Source organism: Streptomyces sp. NPDC102462, assembly GCF_044765425.1.
GTDB lineage: Bacteria > Actinomycetota > Actinomycetes > Streptomycetales > Streptomycetaceae > Streptomyces.
The window spans coordinates 1-18,679 of sequence record NZ_JBIWKB010000006.1 but is presented as its reverse complement, the minus strand read 5'-3'; the positions used below and the strand labels follow the sequence as shown (position 1 = coordinate 18,679).

The window sequence follows — 18,679 nt, the reverse complement described above, 5'->3', positions numbered from 1 at the left end:
GTCCGGAGAACTTCTGCGTACCAGACCGGATTGTCCGCTCCGGTGCGCGTACGGTGACCCCACCTTGACTCCGGGGAGTGGCGGGGGCACCCACATGGAGTGGCTGAGCACGGAGAACGTCGTAGCCGTCGGTACGGCGCTGCTGGGCATCGTCGCGTCGGCGGGCATGGTCTGGTACGAGCGCCGGGTGCCGCGCCGCAAACGGATCGGCTACCGCGTCCAGATGGACAACCCCATAGGGGACGACGAGCGGTCGGGCCGGCTCAACCGGCGGCTGGGCCTGTTCGACGAGGCGCCGGACATGGCGGACGCCACGCTCGTGCTGCTGCGCGTGGAGAACGACGGCTCGCAGGGCATCGACCGGGACGACTACACGGGGCCCGAACAGCACGGTCTGACCGCGGTGTTCACCGACCGGACGGTGCGGGGCGTGTCGGTCACCCAGCCGACCCACACCGACCATCTGATGGACCACTTCACCCCGGACCGCGGCTTCTCCTACTCCGGCAACAGCCTGCGCATCCCGCGGGTCCCGCTCAACAGGGCGGACCACTTCAAGCTGCTGGTGCTGCTGTCGGGCGGCGACGTCGGGCGGCCGATACGGATCACGGGCGGCCTCCGGGAGGGCGAGGTCCACCCCAACCGCTCGGCCACGCCGGACGACAAGCCGCCGCTGTTCAGCCGGGCCTCCCGGCTCATCACCATCATGCTCACCGTCTGCGTGGTCACGCTCGCCACCATCGTCGTGGCCCGGGACGACACGCCCCCGCCGATCGGCTGCGCCAAGGGTTCGCTGACCGTCACCGGCTCCACGGCGTTCGCGCCCGTACTGCGTGAGGTGGCGGACAAGTACGAGGCGGACTGCGTGGACTCGGCCATCACCGTGGACCCGCACGGATCGACGGCGGGCATCAGGGAACTGGACGCCACCGGGGCCCAGTGGCACAAGAAGGGCTCGCCGCCGCTGGTCGCACTCTCCGACGGCCCCAAGCCGAACGACATGCCCGAACTGCGCGAGAACCGGATCGCGGTGTCGGTCTTCGCGCTGGTGGTGAACGACAAGGTGGGCCTGAAGAACCTCACCACGGCCCAGGTACGGCGGCTGTACCGCGGCGACATCACCAACTGGCGGCAGCTGGACGGCCCGGACCTCAAGGTCCACCTCGTCAGCCGGGACGCCAACTCCGGTACCCGGCAGGTCTTCCAGCGGCGGGTGCTCGGCCGGGGCGAGACGGCCAACTCGTCCGTGGACTGCGTCACCGTGGACGATCCGACGGCGACGGTGCCGCGCTGCGAGCTGGACTCCACGCAGCAGGTGCTCACCCAGGTGGCGAAGGTGCCGGGCGCCATCGGCTACAGCGAGCTGAACCTCGCGGACTCCACGGCGGGCCTGCACGTCCTGAGCCTGGACGGCGACGCCCCGTCGGTGGACGACATCGAACACGGCGGCAGCCCGTACCCGTACCGGGAGATCGAGTACGCCTACACCTACGGCCAGCCGCCCGCCGACTCCCTGGTCTCCAGCTTCCTGACCTATCTGTCCCGCGGAAACGGCCAGGACATCATCCGCACCCACGGCCATGTCCCCTGCTGGACCCCCGAGGGAATGAAACTCTGCGCATGACCGCAACGCGCCACGGCGTGCCCGGGCCGTCGTCGGCGCGGAGCCTCCGGGACCACCGGGGTCACCGGATCACGGGGTCACCGGGGCTCCGGGGGGCGTTGGCGGGGCATGTTGGGGCGGGTGGGGGTGCCCGGCGGGGCGGGGAAGCGGCTCGGGGTGCCGGGGGTGTCGGGGCGCGGGCCGGTGGGCAGGGCCGCCTGCAGCCCGAGGGGGGCCGTGCCCGTGCGGAACTCGACCATCCAGTCCGCCGTCTCCGTGCGCACCAGTTCGGTCACGTCCTCCGAGAAGCGCCGCAGCACCCCGAGGCACCGGTCGGCGGCCTCCGCCGCCGTACCCTCCGCCGGCCCCAGCACCTCGCGCACGCTCTCCGACGCCCAGTCGAACTGCAGCGCCTGAAGCCGCCGCTGCACGGCCTGCGCGGTCGCCACGTCCCGCATCCACCCGGACGTCACCCCGAAGAACCGGTCGACCCCCAGGCAGGCCACCGTGAGCACCAGGGCCAGATACCCCCAGGGCGCCGCCCCGGCGATCACCCCGGTCAGATCCAGCAGGGGCAGCGCGGCCCCGCCCACCGCGCCCGCCGCCGCCCCGGCCCGCAGCCCCCGCGCGGCCCGTCGCTTCCACACCCGGTCCGCGAGATACCACGCCGCCGTCTCCAGCGCCCCCCGTTCCACCCACCGGTACAGCTCGTCGAGCCGTTCGATCGGCTCCGCCCAGTCCCCGAGCGGAAAGGCCCGGCCGGCCAGGTCGCCGGGGCGCAGCCCGGCCGCGCCCTCGCCCCGCCCGTCCTGAGGCGGACCCTCGGGCTGCATCTCCGGCTGACCCACCCGGCACTCCCTACTGATCACGACCGGTCACGTTGTGTGACATCGGATGCTGACGCGCGGCGTCCTTCCTACCGCCCAATGGGTGGCGAAGGTGGCGCTTTCATTGCTTTTCCGCCCGGAAGGGGGGCTTGATCAGGTATAGGAGACAGCGCGTTCTCACCCGAAAGAGTGGCGGGGCGAGGGCCGCGTGGACCACGTAGGCTCGTGCTCAACGGCGGAAGACGAGATCGAACCAGGAGCTGATCGTGATTCCCGGTGGTGGCCAGCCCAATATGCAGCAGCTGCTCCAGCAGGCTCAGAAGATGCAGGAGGAACTGGCGAAGGCTCAGGAGGAACTGGCGAACACGGAGATCGCCGGGCAGGCGGGCGGCGGCCTGGTGACGGCCACCGTGACCGGCGCCGGCGAACTGCGGGCGCTGAAGATCGACCCCAAGGCGGTCGACCCGGAGGACATCGAGACCCTCGCCGACCTGGTCGTCGCCGCCGTCCAAGCGGCCAACGAGAACGCGCAGGCGCTCCAGCAGCAGAAACTCGGCCCGCTCGCGCAGGGCCTGGGCGGCGGCAGCGGCATCCCGGGTCTGCCGTTCTGACGTTCGCCACCGGCAGGACATCCGCACCGCCTTCCTAGGACGGGCGGCAGCCATCTACCGTACGTACCGGGAAAGACTCCAGGAAGGGCACTCCGTTGTACGAAGGCGTGGTCCAGGACCTCATCGACGAACTGGGGCGGCTGCCCGGCGTCGGTCCCAAGAGCGCGCAGCGGATCGCCTTCCACGTCCTGCAGGCCGAGCCGACGGACGTACGCCGGCTGGCCCAGGCGCTCCTGGAGGTGAAGGCGAAGGTCCGCTTCTGCGCGGCCTGCGGGAACGTGGCGCAGGAAGAGCTGTGCGCGGTGTGCCGGGACACCCGCCGGGACCTCTCGGTCATCTGCGTGGTCGAGGAGCCGAAGGACGTGGTGGCGATCGAGCGGACGCGTGAGTTCCGCGGCCGGTACCACGTGCTCGGCGGCGCCATCAGCCCGATCGAGGGCGTGGGCCCGGACGACCTGCGCATCCGGGAGCTCCTAGCCCGCCTGGCCGACGGCACCGTCACCGAGCTGATCCTGGCCACGGACCCCAACCTTGAGGGCGAGGCGACGGCCACGTACCTCGCCCGCATGATCAAACCCATGGGCCTGAAGGTCACCCGCCTGGCCAGCGGCCTCCCGGTGGGTGGCGACCTGGAATACGCGGACGAGGTCACCCTCGGCCGCGCCTTCGAGGGGAGACGACTCCTAGATGTCTGACGCCACGCTGCACGCCACGACGCAGAACCCGGACGACTTCGCGGTCCAGATCGCGGACCAGGTGGAGAGCTTCCTGGTGGCCGTCACGGAGGTCGCCAGGGGCGACGAGCCGGACTCGGCGGTCCCCTTCCTGCTCCTGGAGGTCTCCCAGCTCCTGCTGGCCGGCGGACGCCTCGGCGCGCACGAGGACATCGTCCCGGACGAGCGCTACGAGACCGACACGGGCCCGGACCCGGACGTGGACGAGCTGCGCGAGAACCTTGCCCGGCTGCTGGAGCCGGTCGACGTCTACTCGGAGGTCTTCGACCCCTACGAGCCGCGTACCGCGCCGGTGCCCGCCCGTATCTCCGACGACCTCGCGGACGTCATCACCGACCTGCGGCACGGCATGGCGCACTACCGCGCGGGCCGCACCACGGAAGCGCTGTGGTGGTGGCAGTTCTCCTACTTCTCCAACTGGGGCTCCACCGCCTCCGCGACCCTGCGTGCCCTGCACTCGGTCCTCGCGCACGTCCGGCTCGACCAGCCCCTGGAGGAGCTGGACGGCCTCGACACCGACCAGGGCATGGGCGACGACACCCTGGAGATCGAGGCGGGCCGCGTGATGCAGCAGGAGATCGCCACCCCGCTCGGACTGCGCTCGCGCCGGTAGTGCCCCGAAGGGGCGCGGGGAACTGCGCGACCGGCCACGATGCCGCCGCGGCCGACCGACGGCCGCACGGCCCTTCCCGCGGGGCGTCCGCGCGGCGGAGCCGCATGTCACAGGTGAAAAACCCACGCGCTGTCTTCAGCCGCGCGATTGTGGGCAGGGACTCACCGGACAGCGCTCGGCGCGGCGACCGGACATCTCACCATGCGGTACTCGGGAAGGGAATTTCGGGCGCTCGTTAGACTGGGCGGGCAATCGACGAAATGAGCGAGGAGCGCACGTGGGCCTTGTCGTGCAGAAGTACGGAGGCTCCTCCGTAGCCGATGCCGAGGGCATCAAGCGCGTCGCCAAGCGGATCGTGGAAGCGAAGAAGAACGGCAACCAGGTGGTTGTGGTCGTTTCCGCGATGGGCGACACGACGGACGAGTTGATCGATCTCGCCGAGCAGGTATCCCCGATGCCTGCGGGGCGTGAGTTCGACATGCTGCTGACCGCCGGAGAGCGCATCGCCATGGCCCTGCTGGCCATGGCGATCAAGAACCTGGGTCACGAGGCCCAGTCCTTCACCGGCAGCCAGGCAGGCGTCATCACCGACTCGGTCCACAACAAAGCCCGGATCATCGACGTCACCCCGGGCCGCATCCGTACCGCGCTGGACGAGGGCAACATCGCCATCGTCGCCGGTTTCCAGGGCGTCAGCGCCGACAAGAAGGACATCACCACCCTCGGCCGGGGCGGGTCCGACACGACGGCCGTGGCGCTCGCCGCCGCGCTCGACGCCGAGGTCTGCGAGATCTACACCGACGTGGACGGCGTGTTCACCGCCGACCCGCGGGTGGTGAAGAAGGCCCGGAAGATCGACTGGATCTCCTTCGAGGACATGCTGGAGCTGGCCTCGTCCGGGTCGAAGGTGCTGCTCCACCGCTGCGTGGAGTACGCACGCCGGTACAACATCCCGATCCACGTCCGTTCCTCCTTCAGTGGGCTCAAGGGCACGTGGGTCAGCAGCGAGCCCATCGAGCAAGGGGAAAAGAAGGTGGAGCAGGCCATCATCTCGGGTGTCGCGCACGACACCTCCGAGGCCAAGATCACGGTCGTCGGCGTGCCCGACAAGCCCGGTGAGGCGGCCTCCATCTTCCGTACGATCGCCGACGCCGAGATCAACATCGACATGGTCGTGCAGAACGTGTCCGCCGCGGCCACGGGCCTGACGGACATCTCCTTCACGCTGCCGAAGACCGAGGGCCGCAAGGCCATCGACGCCCTGGAGAAGAACCGCCCGGGCATCGGCTTCGACTCCCTGCGCTACGACGACCAGATCGGCAAGATCTCCCTGGTCGGCGCCGGCATGAAGACCAACCCCGGGGTCACCGCGGCGTTCTTCGAGGCGCTGTCCGACGCCGGCGTGAACATCGAGCTGATCTCGACATCCGAGATCCGTATCTCGGTGGTCACCCGGGCCGACGACGTGTCCGAGGCCGTCCGCGCGGTGCACAGCGCCTTCGGTCTCGACTCCGACAGCGACGAGGCCGTCGTCTACGGGGGCACCGGCCGATGACCGTACGCCCGACGCTCGCGGTCGTGGGAGCGACCGGAGCCGTCGGCACGGTGATGCTCCAGATCCTGTCCCAGCGCGCGGACGTCTGGGGCGAGATCCGTCTGATCGCCTCGGCGCGCTCGGCCGGCCGCAAGCTGGCCGTGCGCGGCGAGGAGGTCGAGGTGGTGGCCCTGTCCGAGGCGGCCTTCGACGGCGTCGACGTCGCCATGTTCGACGTACCGGACGAGGTCTCCGCGCAGTGGGCGCCGATCGCCGCCGCCAAGGGCGTGGTGGTGGTCGACAACTCCGGCGCCTTCCGGATGCACCCGGACGTGCCCCTGGTGGTGCCCGAGGTCAATCCGCACACGGCCCGGGTCCGGCCGCGCGGCATCGTCGCCAACCCCAACTGCACGACCCTGTCGATGATCGTCGCCCTGGGCGCGCTGCACGCCGAGTTCGGGCTGCGCGAGCTGGTGGTGTCGTCGTACCAGGCGGTGAGCGGTGCGGGCCGGGCCGGCGTGGAGACGCTGCGGGCCCAGCTGTCCCTGGTCGCGGGCACGGAGCTGGGGACCAGCCCCGGTGATGTGCGGCGGGCCGTGGGGGACAGCACGGGGCCGTTCCCCGAGCCGGTCGCGCTGAACGTGGTGCCCTGGGCCGGGTCGCTGCGGGAGGACGGCTGGTCGTCGGAGGAGATGAAGGTGCGGGACGAGTCCCGCAAGATCCTCGGACTGCCGAAGCTGCCGGTCGCCGTGACCTGTGTGCGGGTGCCGGTGGTCACCACCCACTCGCTGACCGTGCACGCCCGTTTCCAGGGCGAGGTCACCGTGGACGGCGCCCGGGAGATCCTTGCCACGGCGCCGGGCGTCGTGCTGTTCGACAATCCGGCAGCCGGTGAGTTCCCCACCCCCGCCGATGTGGTGGGCACCGACCCGACCTGGGTGGGCCGGGTACGGCGCGCGCTGGACGACCCGACGGCCCTCGAACTCTTCGTCTGCGGCGACAATCTGCGCAAGGGGGCGGCCCTCAACACCGCGCAGATCGCGGAGTTGGTGGCGGCGGAGTTTTCGTGAGAGTGCGGCGGCACCGGAAATGCCCTGGCCGCCGGCGGATCGATTTGTAGGATCTGCGCAGGGATGTGGCCGGAAGCATGGTCCGGACCACTTGAACTGGATGCCCCGGGCGTCCGAAGATTTTCCTCCCCGCCTTCGCGCAACCGCGTGCAGGGCGGGGAGCGTCTTTGCCCTCGCTCCTTCGGGGCGTTGTGCTCGCCCCGCCGGGGCGTCGGGGCGCGATGATCCAGGCGTGGGGACGCCGTGATCAGGGCGTGGGGACGCCCGTTCATATGGGACACAGGGGAAGAGCGGGGCGCATGGCGACATATAAGGCACTGTCGGGCGTGCTGCCCGCTGCGAAGAGATCCTCGGCCAGGCCGCCCGACGCGAAAGTGACGTCCGGCACGTACAACCCCTTCGGGGGTGAGCGTGTCCAACTGGCGTGGCAGAGGTACTCGACTTCAGCAGCGCGGTGCGCGGCACGACCCTGCGGCCCCGCCCCGCGGCGCTGCGCCCCCGCATACCCGGCGCGCCCGGCGGCATGCCGGTGATCGCGCCCATGCCCGCAGCGCGGCCCGCCCGCATCCCCAGTCAGCGCGACGGAGCCGAGGAGACCGCTGCGGCGGCCGGCACGACCGTCGACCACCTCACCGAGACCTACCGGACGCACTACCGCTCGCTGCTCGGCCTCGCCGCGCTCCTCCTCGACGACACCGCCTCCTGCGAGGACGTCGTCCAGGAGGCGTTCATCCGCGTCCACTCGGCCCGCAAACGCGTCCGTGACCCGGACAAGACCCTCGCCTATCTGCGCCAGACGGTCGTCAACCTGTCCCGCTCCGCGCTGCGCCGCCGCATCCTCGGCCTGAAGCTGCTCTCCAAGCCGATGCCCGACATGGCGAGCGCGGAGGAAGGCGCGTACGACCAGCTGGAGCGCGACTCCTTGATCAAGGCCATGAAGGGGCTGCAGCGCCGCCAGCGCGAGGTCCTGGTGCTGCGTTACTTCGCGGACATGACCGAGGCGCAGGTCGCCGACACGCTCGGCATCTCGCTGGGTTCGGTGAAGGCGTACGGCTCCCGCGGCATCGCGGCGCTGCGGCTGGCCATGGAGGCGACCGCATGAGCGAACGCCCCGAACACCCCGAACTCCCCGAGCGTCCCGAACCGGGCGACTCCCACGGCCGTCAGGAGCCCCACGCCAGGCACGAGCCGCCGCCGCGGCACGAGCAAGAGCACACGCCATCGCACGCTGGGAACGCAACTGTGAACCACGGCCCCGACGACAAGGGCCCCGACGGGCTCGACGGGCTGGACCGGGACGAACTGGGCCTGCGCAGACTGCTGCACGCCGCGGTCGAGGACCTGGAACCGCGCGACGGCGCGCTGGACCACCTGCGGCGCGCGGTGCCCGCCCGGCGGGCGCGCAAGCGGCACGCGGCGGTCGGCATGGCGGCCGCGGCCCTGTTCGTCGGCACCGCCGTCCCGGCCCTCGTCCACGTCTCCAACTCCGGCGGCACCGACGACCCCAACACCTCCATCGCCGGCCAGGCCTCGCAGGCCCAGGGCGGTGCGGGCCAGGGCAAGGAGCCGGACGGCGGGGAGCGCGCCACCGGCGGCGAGAGCGGCAGGACCACCGACCGGCACACGGGCGGTGCCAAGGACGAGGAACGCGACAAGGGACACGCCACCGGCGGCGGCTCGACCGGCGGCACGGGCACCTCGGCCACCGAGCTGGCCGGCGCCCCGCTGTGCACGGCGGCCCAGCTGGGCCAGGGCACCGGCACCGCCGCCGCGCCCGACTCCACCGGCGTCGTCTACGGCTCCTTCCGGCTCACCAACATCTCCGGCACACCTTGCCAGGTCGGCGGCGCGGGCACCGTGAGCGTCCTCGCCCAGGGCGCGGCGGACCCGGCCAAGATCAGCGCGGTCCGGCATGCCGCCGGTGACGCCGCGGCCAGCCTGCCCGACCCGTCCCAGGAGAACACCGCCCTGCTCCTTGCGCCCGGCAGCGCCTACGAGGAGAAGTTCGCCTTCGTGCCCTCGGAGACCTGTCCCACCGGCGGCGGCACCGGCGGCTCGGAGACCGGCGGACCCAGCGCCGACCCGAGCCCCAGCTCGGACCCGGGCACCACCGGCGGCACCTCCACCGGCGGCACGTCCGGCACCAGCACGCAGCTGCTCACCGAGGACGGCACGACCGACGGCAGCATCCAGGTGCTGCACACCTCCCAGGCGGGCGGCCCGACCGTCGCCACGACGGTGCCCAACGCGTGCGCGGGAACGGTCTACTGGACCGGAGTGCTGGCCGGGACATGATCCCGTCGCGCCGCCGCGCGCGGGGCGTCCGGCACCACCTCATCGACACCGTCGGCGGACGGTGCGGCACCGGCCCTGCGGGTCACACCCCGGACGGGCTCGGGACCTTCTCCTCGTCCGGCACCAGGCCCAGCTCGGCGTCCCGGACGAACTCCGCCTCACGGCGCAGCAGCCGGAACCACATGAAGACCACGAAACCCGCGAAGACGAACCACTCACCGGTGTAGCCGAGGTTCTGGAACGCCTTCAGGTCCAGGCCCGAGCCGCCGGGCGCCGTCGCCGGCACCGCCGTCATCCCCGAGTCGCCCTCGTCGAGCGTGATCCACGCGTCGTACAGCCGGTAGGGCACCAGGTTCACCAGGGACGCCGAACTGATCGCCGCCGTCTGTCCCGACGGCAGCCCGCTCGCGGCGCTGACCCCGTTGTCACCCGGTGTCTCGGACGCCTGGAGCGCACCGGTCACGGTGACCTCGCCGGCCGGCGGTGCGGGCGCCCTGGCCGGGTCGGCGGCGCCGGGCAGCCAGCCGCGCACCACGGGCAGCGCCTTGCCGGAGTCGGTGCGCAGCAGCGTCAGCACGTAGTAGCCACTCCTGCCGTCCAGCTCCCGGTCGGGCACGAGAAGCTGCTCGCCGTACCGGCCGGTCACGGTGGCCCGCTTGCCGGACGTGGCCTTGTCGACGGGCAGCAGATCGGCCAGCGGGCGTGCCGCCTGCGTGCTGCCCGCCGCGGCCTGCTCGGTCGCGTCACGGTGGTCCTGCACCCGGTCCTCGAACCGGCTCAGCTGCCACGATCCCATGAAGACGCAGAACGGGATGGCGAGCAGCACGAAGACGTTGATGCCCCACCAGCGGGGTGTCAGCAGAAACCGGTACACGCCACCACGGTACGGGCTGCCGCCGCGGCTTCGGCCGCCGGGGCGGCGACCGCCGGGGAAGTTGTCCACAGGCTGGGGGCACTCGGCAGCGGACCGTCGGTGGGAACAGGCACTATGGGGCCATGACTGGGGCCAAGAACGAGAGCAGCATGCCGGACTGGGAGAAGCGCTTCCGCGCGCCGCGGGTGTCGCTGCCGGACTGGGCGGAGGACGCGCCCGACCGCTCCCTGTTCGTGTCGAACGCGACGGGGACGTACGAGCTGTACGCGTGGGACCGCGCCACGGGAGCGCAGCGCCAGGCGACGGCCCGGCCGAACGGCACGACGGACGGGCTGCTCTCCCCGGACGGCGCGTGGATCTGGTGGTTCGACGACAAGGACGGCGACGAGTTCGGCGTGTGGCGCCGGCAGCCCTTCACGGGCGGCGCGGACGAGCCCGCCACGCCGGGCCTCGCACCCTCCTACCCGGCAGGCCTCGCCCTGTCCCGGGACGGCCGCACGGCGATCGTCGGCCGCTCGACGGACGAGGAGGGCACGACGATCCATGTGGCCCGCGGCGGAGAGGAGCCGGTCGAGCTGAACCGCCACCGCGAGTCGGCGGGCGTCGGCGACCTCTCCCACGACGGTTCGCTGATCGCGATCGAGCACACGGAGCACGGCGACGCGATGCACTCCGCGCTGCGCGTCCTGCGCCCGGACGGCACGACGGTCGCCGAACTCGACGACAGCGAGGGCGGCACCCGGGAGCTGGGCCTTGAGGTGCTGGGCTTCGCCCCGGTCGACGGCGACACCCGGCTGCTCATCGGCCACCAGCGAAGGGGCCGCTGGGAGCCGCTGGTCTGGGACGTGGCCTCCGGCGAGGAGACCGATCTGGCCCTGGACCTCCCCGGTGACGTGAGCGCGGACTGGTATCCGGACGGCAGCGCGCTGCTCATCGCGCACAGCTTCGAGGCACGCAGCGAACTGTTCCGCTACGACCTGGCGAGCCGCGAGCTGACCGGCATCCCGACCCCGCCCGGCTCGGTCTCCGGCGCGACGGCCCGGCCCGACGGCAGCGTGGAGTTCCTGTGGTCCTCGGCCGCCGAGCCGCCCGCGGTGCGTTCGACGACGGGCCGGGTGGTCCTGGACCCGCCCGGGATGCCCTGCCCGCCCTCCGTCGCCGTGGAGGACGCGTGGGTGACCGGACCCGGCGGCCGCATCCACGCGCTGATCCAGAAACCGGCCGGGGCCAGCGGCCCCCTGCCCACGGTCTTCGACCTGCACGGCGGCCCGACCTGGCACGACAGCGACTCGTTCGCCGCGGGCCCGGCGGCCTGGGTGGACCACGGCTACGCGGTGGTGCGGATCAACTACCGCGGCTCGACGGGCTACGGCCGGGCCTGGACGGACGCCCTCAAGCACCGGGTGGGCCTGATCGAACTGGAGGACGTGGCCGCGGTCCGCGACTGGGCGGTGTCCTCGGGCCTGGCCGACCCCGACCGGCTCGTCCTCACCGGCGCCTCCTGGGGCGGCTATCTCACCCTCCTCGGCCTCGGCACCCAGCCGGACGCCTGGACGGTGGGCATCGCCGTGGTCCCCGTCGCCGACTATGTGACGGCGTACCACGACGAGATGGAGGCGCTGAAGGCCATGGACCGCACGCTGCTCGGCGGCACCCCCGAGGAGGTCCCCGACCGCTTCCGTGCCTCGTCCCCGCTCACCTACGTCGACGACGTCAAGGCCCCCGTCTACATCTCCGCCGGGGTCAACGACCCGCGCTGCCCCATCCGCCAGATCGACAACTACGTCAAGCGCCTCGAATCCCGAGGCGCCGTCCACGAGGTCTACCGCTACGAGGCGGGCCACGGCTCCCTGGTAGTAGACGAACGCATCAAACAACTCCGCCTGGAACTAGCCTTCGCCCAACGCCACCTACCGGCATAGCGACCCTGACCGACGGGCGCCGCCCTGGTGGTGGGGGCGACTCGACTGGCCGGGGCCGGGTGCTGCGGTCGGCTGCGGTTGGTCGGCGCGGGACGCTCGGTGGCTCAGCCGGTCGCGGGCGGATGGTTCGGTGCGCAGGCACAGGGCGTCTCACGATCCGCCTGGCTCGCCCGTGCAGCCAGGCGGACCACACACCCGCACCCCGCCAGGGGCGCGGGGAACTGCGCGCCCAGCCACGTACCACCTGCACTGGACAACGCGACTGCACCCCGCCAGGGGCGCGGGGAACTGCGCGCCCAACCACAGACAACCCGCACCCGACTACGCGACTGCACCCCGCCAGGGGCGCGGGGAACTGCGCGAACCGCCACAGACAACCCGCACCCGCACTCGACAGCGCGCCCACCCCCGAAACATCAAACACCCCGGTCGGAATGAGGCACACGCCGGTGCCCCTGCAGATCCGCCAACCCCCGGCGGGTAGCCGCCAGCACCACCCGGTCCCCAGCCCGCAGCACCCGGTCGGCAGACGCCCGCTGCCCCTCCAGCGCCAGCACCCGCCAGGCCCCGGCCCGAAACGCCTCGGCCACACTGCGCCCCTCCAACTGCGGATGCCCGTCCACCTCCACGGCAGCGAACAGCAGCACCCGCCGCTCCACGGGAATCGCCCCCAGTATCTGCCGGCCGAACATCGCCCCGGCGAACGCGGGCGCGGCCAGATGCGTGACGCTGCGGCTGCGGGTGAGCGCCCCCGGATGCGCGGCCCGCAGGGTCCGGTAGACCGCGGTCGCGAAGTCGTCGTCGTACAGCCGCAGCAGCACCCGCAGGTCGGGCCGTACGGACCGCGCGTACAGCACGGCCTCCAGGTTCGTGGTGTCCGCGCTGGTCACCGCGAGCAGCGCATGCGCCCGATGGATCTTGGCGGCCTCCAGCACGCCTTCCTGTGTCACGTCCCCGAGCACCACCGGCACCCGCAGCCGCCGTGCCGTGGCGAGGCCGCGCGCGTCCGCGTCGGCCTCCACGCACACCACCGGGATGTGCAGTTCGCGCAGCCGGGTCAGCACCCGGGTGCCGATCTTGCCCAGCCCGAGCAGCACCACGTGCCCGCCGAGCCCGCGCGGCGGCTTGCGCAGCGTGGACGCGGTCCGGAAGGTGCCGAGCGCTTCCAGGACGGCCGCCAGCAGCACGGGCAGCAGCAGCAACCCGACCAGCCCGGACAGCAGTTGCAGGATCTGCCGGCCGAGCGGTTTGCCCAGGGCAGGCTCGTCGATCGCGAACAGGTCGAGCAGCGTCAGATAGAACGCGCCCAGCGGATGGATCCCGGTCACCAGCCACAGCGCCACGGCCAGCGCCAGCACACAGCCCGCGAGCCCGGCCAGCGACCACCGCAGCCGCCGTGAGAACAGCGAGGCGAACGGCGGTACGACCCCGGTGCGGCCGGCCGGCAGCGGCGGCCCGGCGGCGTACGAGACCTGCTCCAGTACGACGGCCCCGCGGCCCGCGGCGGCGGTCACGTCGGCCTCGTCGGGCAGCAGGTGCGGCCCGCGTTCCCCGCTGCCCTCGGCGCCGTCCGCGCCGGCCGGGTCGCTGCTGGTCGCCGACAGCAGTGCCAGCGTGCACAGCCCGGGGTCGACGACGACCCCCGGTGCGGGCGGCGGCCGTTCCACCGCGCGCAGCAGCAGCCGGTCCGTCTGTACGACCTTGCTGGTGCCGGCGACCGCGGTCGCGACCAGTGCCGGGGCGGCGGTGTCGGCGTCGGACAGCACGGTCGTGGACGCGTCGCCCGGGGAGCCGGGTTCGTCCCCGGCCGCCAACGCTGCGGCCTGGTCGAGGAGTTCTTCGATGTGCTGGCCGAGCCGCCGGTTGTACAGACGCAGGACGAGCCGCAGCCGCGGGTTGAGCCGGCGGGCGGTGAGCGCGGCCCGGATGTTGGTCTCGTCGTCGTCGTACACGAGGGCCAGCGCGGCGGCGCGTTCCACGCCTGCCTCGGCGAGCACCGCCTCGGTCGGTTCGGCGGCCTCCAACTCCCGGTCGGCGCGCCCGGATTCACCACCGGAGCCACCGGAGCCACCCGAGCCGCCGGAGCCGAGGGAGCCGAGCACGGTGCCGTTGCCCGCGGCGCGGCCGACGGCCGCGTTCACCCGGTCCAGCAGCGCCGCCGACGCGGCCCGGGCCCGCCCGACGACCGGTGGCCGCGCCGTGCGGGCGCCCGCCGGTACGACGAGCGTGACCTGCGCGCCGTACACCCCGCGCAACTCGGCGGCCAGCCGGTGCGCCAGCCCGTCGTCGCCGCACACCACCATGGGCGCGGGCGCGCCACCCGGTCCACCCTGCATCGGAACGCTCACGAGGGGAAAGACTGCCCCAAGGAGGCGGGTGGTTCCAGCGGCGGAGGTTCGGTGCACCGCCGGACGCCCACACCATGACCACTCGTCACCGTGCTGCGGTATGCGCGGCGTTGGGGGAGTCGAGGGCGAGCGAGACGGCGAGGCCGCCGAGGACGGTGCCCATCAGATAGCGCTGCGCCCTGAGCCAGGACGGGCGGCGGGCGAGGAAGACGGCGATCGTGCCCGCCGCCAGGACGATCCCGAGGTTGACCGCGATGCTCACCACGATCTGCACCGAGCCGAGGACGAGGCCCTGGAGGAGTACGTGTCCCCGGTCGAGGTCGACGAACTGCGGGATCAGCGACAGGTACATGATGGCGATCTTGGGGTTGAGCAGGTTCGTCATCAGGCCCATCGTGAACAGCTTGCGCGGCGAGTCGTGGGGCACGTCCCGCGGCGCGAAGACGGACAGTCCGCCGGGCCTGAGCGCGGTCCAGGCGAGGTGGGCGAGATAGGCGGCACCGGCCAGCTTCACCGCGGCGTACAACTCGGGTACGCCGACGAAGACCACCGACAGCCCCAGGTTCGCGGCGAGCAGGTAGGCCAGGAAGCCGAGCGCCACTCCGCCGAGGGAGGTCATTCCGGCGCGTCTGCCCTGGGTGATGCTGCGGGAGACGAGGTAGACCATGTTCGGTCCCGGGGTGAGGACCATGCCGAGGGCCACGACCGCGACGCCGAGCAGCCCGCCGGGTTCCACCATGGACGCCTCCCTTCTCAAACCAATTCGGCCTGACTGTGAGGTTATTGCCCCCGTTATCTCGGTGCAATAGGGGAAATTGCTCTCGGTGCAATTCTGTGGTGGGGTGGAGTCGGCCTGTACGAAGGGGAGTTACGAAGGGGAGCGGGGGAGAGCCGTGAAGGACGACCGTCGCAGCGACCGGCCCGACGGCGGGGCAGACCGCACGGCGGACAGTCGAGCCGACCGCGGGACCGACCGCGAGGCCGGCAAGCGCGCCGATGCCCGGGTTGACCCCCGGGCCGACTACCGCCGGGTCGCCGACGCGGTGGCCGAGGAGATCCGGGCGGGGCTGCTGCGCCCCGGCGACCGGCTGCCCCCGCAGCGCGCGTTCGCCCGCCGGCACGGCATCGCCGACTCCACCGCCACGCGCGTGTACCGCGAACTGGCCCGGCGGGGGCTGACGGTGGGCGAGGTCGGGCGCGGCACCTTCGTGCGGGCCGCCGCGCCGGCCACCGCCCCCGCGCTCACCGAACCCGCGGCCGGCCGGATCGACCTGGAACTCAACTACCCCGAAGTGCCCGGCCAGAGCGCGCTGCTCGCCGAAGGGCTCGGCGGACTGCTGCGGCCCGACGCCCTGGGGCAGGCGCTGCGTCCGGCCGCCACCCCGGGCCCGCCGGCCCTGAGGGAGTCCGCGGCCGACCTGCTCGCCCGCGGGGGCTGGCGCCCCGACCCGGCACGGATCCTGTTCGCGGGCAACGGCCGGCAGGCGCTCTTCGCCGCCGTCACCGCGCTGGTGCCGGCGGGCGGCCGGCTCGGCGTCGAGGAACTGACCTACCCCGTCGTCAAGGCCGTCGCCGCCCGGCTCGGCATCACCCTGGTGCCGCTGGCCATGGACGAGGCGGGGCTGGTGCCCGAGGCCGTCGCCGACGCCCACGCCGCCGCCCCGCTGCACGCGCTCTACGTCCAGCCACGGCTGCACAACCCGCTCTCCCGCACCATGCCCGCGCACCGTGTCGAACAGCTGGCCGAGGTGCTGGGGCGGCTCGGTGTCCCCGCGATCGAGGACGCCGTCTGGGCGTTCCTGCGCGACGACCTGCCGCCGCTCGCCGCGTACGCGCCCGAGCGGACCGTCCTGATCGACAGCCTCTCCAAGCGGGTCGCCCCCGGGCTGACCCTCGGCTACGCGGTGGCGCCCGAAGACCTCGCCGCCGGCATCGCGACCGCCCTGCGCTCGGGCGGCTGGGCCCCGATGCGGTTCGCCCTGGAGGCCGCGGACCGCTGGCAGCGGGCGGGCACGGTGCGGGCGCTGGTGGCGGCCAAGCAGCGGGAGGCGGCCGTACGCCAGGAACTCGCGGCCCGGCACCTGGCGGGCTTCGCCGTGCGGGGCGAGCCGTACTCGTACCACTGCTGGTGGCGGCTGCCGCGGCCGTGGCGTGCGGACACCTTCGTCGCCGCCGCCGCGCGGCACGGCATCGGGGTGGTACCGGCCACCGCGTTCACCGTCGGCCCGCAGGCCCCGCCCGCCGTACGGCTGGCCCTGGCCTCACCGCCGCCCGAGGCCCTGACCCAGGCCCTCACCACCCTGGCCACCCTGGCCCGCTCCACCCCGGAAGACCAGATCGAGAGCTGACACAGGACGTCGCGATGCGGTGCGCTGCGGCCGGTTCGGGTCCGGTTGTGCGGCGCGGCGCGGCGCGGCCGGTTCCGGGTCGGTCGTGTGGTGCGGGGCGGGCGCGGGTCACTCGGGTGGGGGCGCTGGGGTCGACCCGGGGTTCGGGGACGGTTGTGCTGTGAGGAGCGGCCCTAACCAGGGCGGCCGGAAGACCGTCAAGCGGGAGCGGCCGTAGCCAGGACCAGGGAGACCGCCATGTCGGAGCAGCCTGTCCCGGACGCGGACGAACTGGCCCGACTGCGGGCCCGGGTGGCCGCGTTGGAGGCGGGGCGCGGGGCACGCCCGGCCCGGCACCGGGCGCGCTCGCTGCTCGCCGTGCTGCTCGTCCTCGTGGGCTGTGCGCTGGCCCCCCTCGGGGTGCTGGCCGCGTGGAGCGCCGACACCATCGAGGACACCGACCGCTACGTCGACACGGTCGCCCCGCTCGCCGCCGAGCCCGCGGTCCGGTCGGCCGCCGCCACCCGCGTCACCGACGCCCTGATGACCCACCTCGACCTCAACGCCCTGCTGGCGGGCGTCGCTCCCGCCGACCGCCCCCGGCTGCGGCAGGTACTCGGCGGTCTCGGCGGGGCCCTGGAGGGCGCCGTCCGCGCCTTCGTGCACAACAAGGCGGAGGACGTCATGGCCTCCCGGGCCTTCCAGACCTTCTGGACCGACGCCAACCGCCGCGTCCACGCCACCGTCGAGAAGGCACTGACCGGGCACGGCGGCGGCGCGGTGAAACTCCAGGACGACACCGTGACCGTCGACCTCGCCCCGGTGATCGACCAGGTCAAGAAGCGTCTCGTCGACGCCGGACTGACCGTCGCGCAGAAGATCCCCGCGGTCCACACCGACTTCACCATCGCCCACTCGCACGACATCGGCCGGGCCAGGACGTACCTGAGGCTGCTGCAAGTGGCCGGGAACTGGCTGCCCGTCATCGCGGTCCTGCTGGTCGCCGCGGGCGTGCTGCTCGCCGTACAGCGCCGCCGCGCGCTGGTCGCCGGGGCGCTCGGCATCGCCGCGACCACGCTGCTGCTCGGCATCGCGCTCGCCGTCTTCCGCCCCTTCTACCTCGACGCCCTGCCGGCCGGCGTCTCACGCCCGGCCGCCGGCGCCGTGTACGACACACTGACCCGCTTCCTGCGCACGACGGTGCGGACGGTGGTGACGCTGGGCGTGGTCGTCGCGTTCGCCGCGTGGCTGACCGGACCGGGCCGTTACGCGAGCGCCGTACGGCGGCTGTGGCACGCGGGCCTCGGCGCCGCCCGCGGCACGGCCGGCCGGCTGGGGCTGCGTACGGGCCCGGTGGGGCCGTTCGCGCGCCGCCACCGCCGGTGGCTGACCTGGGTGCTGGTCGCCGCGGCCGTCCTCGCCTGCCTGCTGTGGAACCGCCCCACGGGCTGGGTGGTGCTGGGCCTGGCACTGGCCCTGCTGTTCGCCCTCGCGGTAGTGGACTTCCTCGCGGCACAGGACAACACCACGAAGCGACCCTCCGGTTGACGCGGCGACGGCTCCGTCCGGGGCGCTGGCTTGGCACGGTGGCCGATTCCGTCCCGGGCTTCGGCCTGACGCTACGGTCGGCTCCGTCCGGGCCCTTGGCCTGACGCGGTGGTCGGTTCTGTTCCGGGCGTTGGCTTGACGGTGCGGCTGGTTCTGTTCCGGGCGTTGGTCTGACATGGCGGTCGGCTCCGTCCGGGGCGTTGGCTTGGCGCGGTGGTCGGTTCTGTTCCGGGCGTTGGCTTGACGGTGCGGCTGGTTCTGTTCCGGGCGTTGGTCTGAGCTTGATCTTTAACCTCGCCCGTCACCCGACCTGCTGATCTTGGTTTGTTCCTGAGACAGCAGGACGGCCGTTCTTCACGCTTCGAGGTGTCGA

15 protein-coding genes are annotated in these 18,679 nt (G+C 72.8%); 11 read left to right on the top strand and 4 right to left on the bottom strand.

Annotation, left to right across the window (positions count from 1 at the left end; genetic code table 11):
- Positions 1-94: 94 nt before the first annotated feature.
- Complete coding sequence (locus ACIRFL_RS07260; protein ID WP_404024897.1) at positions 95-1,624, top strand: substrate-binding domain-containing protein; 1,530 nt, start codon at positions 95-97, stop codon at positions 1,622-1,624.
- A 77-nt stretch (positions 1,625-1,701) separates the two neighbouring features.
- Here ACIRFL_RS07260 and ACIRFL_RS07255 read toward each other — a convergent pair whose 3' ends face one another.
- Positions 1,702-2,451 carry an SLATT domain-containing protein gene (locus ACIRFL_RS07255; RefSeq protein ID WP_404024894.1) on the bottom strand — a complete coding sequence of 250 codons (750 nt, stop codon included), beginning with the start codon at positions 2,449-2,451 and terminating at the stop codon, positions 1,702-1,704.
- Between the two features lie 245 nt (positions 2,452-2,696).
- Here ACIRFL_RS07255 and ACIRFL_RS07250 point away from each other — a divergent pair, with 245 nt between their 5' ends.
- From ACIRFL_RS07250 to ACIRFL_RS07220, 7 genes are all read left to right on the top strand, one after another.
- Positions 2,697-3,041, top strand: coding sequence for a YbaB/EbfC family nucleoid-associated protein (locus ACIRFL_RS07250; RefSeq protein ID WP_404024892.1), 345 nt, complete (start codon positions 2,697-2,699; stop codon positions 3,039-3,041).
- Positions 3,042-3,136: 95 nt separating this feature from the next.
- Complete coding sequence (recR, locus tag ACIRFL_RS07245) at positions 3,137-3,736, top strand: recombination mediator RecR (protein ID WP_404024889.1); 600 nt, start codon at positions 3,137-3,139, stop codon at positions 3,734-3,736.
- Entirely contained in the window at positions 3,729-4,388 is a 660-nt protein-coding gene (locus ACIRFL_RS07240; RefSeq protein ID WP_404024888.1) for a DUF5063 domain-containing protein, read from the top strand. The genes recR and ACIRFL_RS07240 overlap by 8 nt, the downstream gene beginning before the upstream one ends.
- A 277-nt stretch (positions 4,389-4,665) precedes the next feature.
- Positions 4,666-5,943 (top strand): aspartate kinase, encoded by a 1,278-nt coding sequence (locus ACIRFL_RS07235; RefSeq protein WP_404024886.1) that lies wholly within the window; start codon positions 4,666-4,668, stop codon positions 5,941-5,943.
- On the top strand, positions 5,940-6,992 hold the full coding sequence (locus ACIRFL_RS07230; protein ID WP_404024884.1) for an aspartate-semialdehyde dehydrogenase: 1,053 nt from the start codon (positions 5,940-5,942) through the stop codon (positions 6,990-6,992). The genes ACIRFL_RS07235 and ACIRFL_RS07230 overlap by 4 nt, the downstream gene beginning before the upstream one ends.
- A gap of 424 nt (positions 6,993-7,416) precedes the next feature.
- A complete protein-coding gene (locus ACIRFL_RS07225; protein WP_404024883.1) occupies positions 7,417-8,094 on the top strand; it encodes a SigE family RNA polymerase sigma factor in 678 nt (225 codons plus the stop codon).
- A gap of 140 nt (positions 8,095-8,234) precedes the next feature.
- Positions 8,235-9,287 carry a hypothetical protein gene (locus ACIRFL_RS07220; protein ID WP_404024882.1) on the top strand — a complete coding sequence of 351 codons (1,053 nt, stop codon included), beginning with the start codon at positions 8,235-8,237 and terminating at the stop codon, positions 9,285-9,287.
- Positions 9,288-9,369: 82 nt separating this feature from the next.
- Here ACIRFL_RS07220 and ACIRFL_RS07215 read toward each other — a convergent pair whose 3' ends face one another.
- Complete coding sequence (locus ACIRFL_RS07215) at positions 9,370-10,161, bottom strand: SURF1 family protein (RefSeq protein ID WP_404024880.1); 792 nt, start codon at positions 10,159-10,161, stop codon at positions 9,370-9,372.
- A 122-nt stretch (positions 10,162-10,283) separates the two neighbouring features.
- On the opposite strand from ACIRFL_RS07215, the gene ACIRFL_RS07210 reads away from it, so the two are divergent.
- Positions 10,284-12,083 (top strand): prolyl oligopeptidase family serine peptidase, encoded by a 1,800-nt coding sequence (locus ACIRFL_RS07210; protein WP_404024878.1) that lies wholly within the window; start codon positions 10,284-10,286, stop codon positions 12,081-12,083.
- Between the two features lie 416 nt (positions 12,084-12,499).
- On the opposite strand, the gene ACIRFL_RS07205 is transcribed toward ACIRFL_RS07210, so the two are convergent.
- Positions 12,500-14,386: an NAD-binding protein gene (locus tag ACIRFL_RS07205; RefSeq protein WP_404025293.1), complete on the bottom strand. Its 1,887-nt coding sequence runs from the start codon at positions 14,384-14,386 to the stop codon at positions 12,500-12,502.
- A 130-nt stretch (positions 14,387-14,516) separates the two neighbouring features.
- On the bottom strand, positions 14,517-15,170 hold the full coding sequence (locus ACIRFL_RS07200) for a LysE family translocator (protein WP_404024876.1): 654 nt from the start codon (positions 15,168-15,170) through the stop codon (positions 14,517-14,519).
- 154 nt (positions 15,171-15,324) lie between these two features.
- Here ACIRFL_RS07200 and ACIRFL_RS07195 point away from each other — a divergent pair, with 154 nt between their 5' ends.
- Positions 15,325-16,779: a PLP-dependent aminotransferase family protein gene (locus tag ACIRFL_RS07195; protein WP_404024873.1), complete on the top strand. Its 1,455-nt coding sequence runs from the start codon at positions 15,325-15,327 to the stop codon at positions 16,777-16,779.
- 237 nt (positions 16,780-17,016) lie between these two features.
- Positions 17,017-18,306, top strand: coding sequence for a hypothetical protein (locus ACIRFL_RS07190; RefSeq protein WP_404024870.1), 1,290 nt, complete (start codon positions 17,017-17,019; stop codon positions 18,304-18,306).
- Positions 18,307-18,679 lie beyond the last annotated feature (373 nt).

Coding starts and splice junctions, on each gene's coding strand:
- ACIRFL_RS07260 (WP_404024897.1), top strand. CDS start 95: ATGGAGTGGCTGAGCACGGAGAACGTCGTAGCCGTCGGTACGGCGCTG.
- ACIRFL_RS07240 (WP_404024888.1), top strand. CDS start 3,729: ATGTCTGACGCCACGCTGCACGCCACGACGCAGAACCCGGACGACTTC.
- ACIRFL_RS07230 (WP_404024884.1), top strand. CDS start 5,940: ATGACCGTACGCCCGACGCTCGCGGTCGTGGGAGCGACCGGAGCCGTC.
- ACIRFL_RS07210 (WP_404024878.1), top strand. CDS start 10,284: ATGACTGGGGCCAAGAACGAGAGCAGCATGCCGGACTGGGAGAAGCGC.
- ACIRFL_RS07205 (WP_404025293.1), bottom strand. CDS start 14,386: ATGGTGGTGTGCGGCGACGACGGGCTGGCGCACCGGCTGGCCGCCGAG.
- ACIRFL_RS07200 (WP_404024876.1), bottom strand. CDS start 15,170: ATGGTGGAACCCGGCGGGCTGCTCGGCGTCGCGGTCGTGGCCCTCGGC.
- ACIRFL_RS07190 (WP_404024870.1), top strand. CDS start 17,017: ATGTCGGAGCAGCCTGTCCCGGACGCGGACGAACTGGCCCGACTGCGG.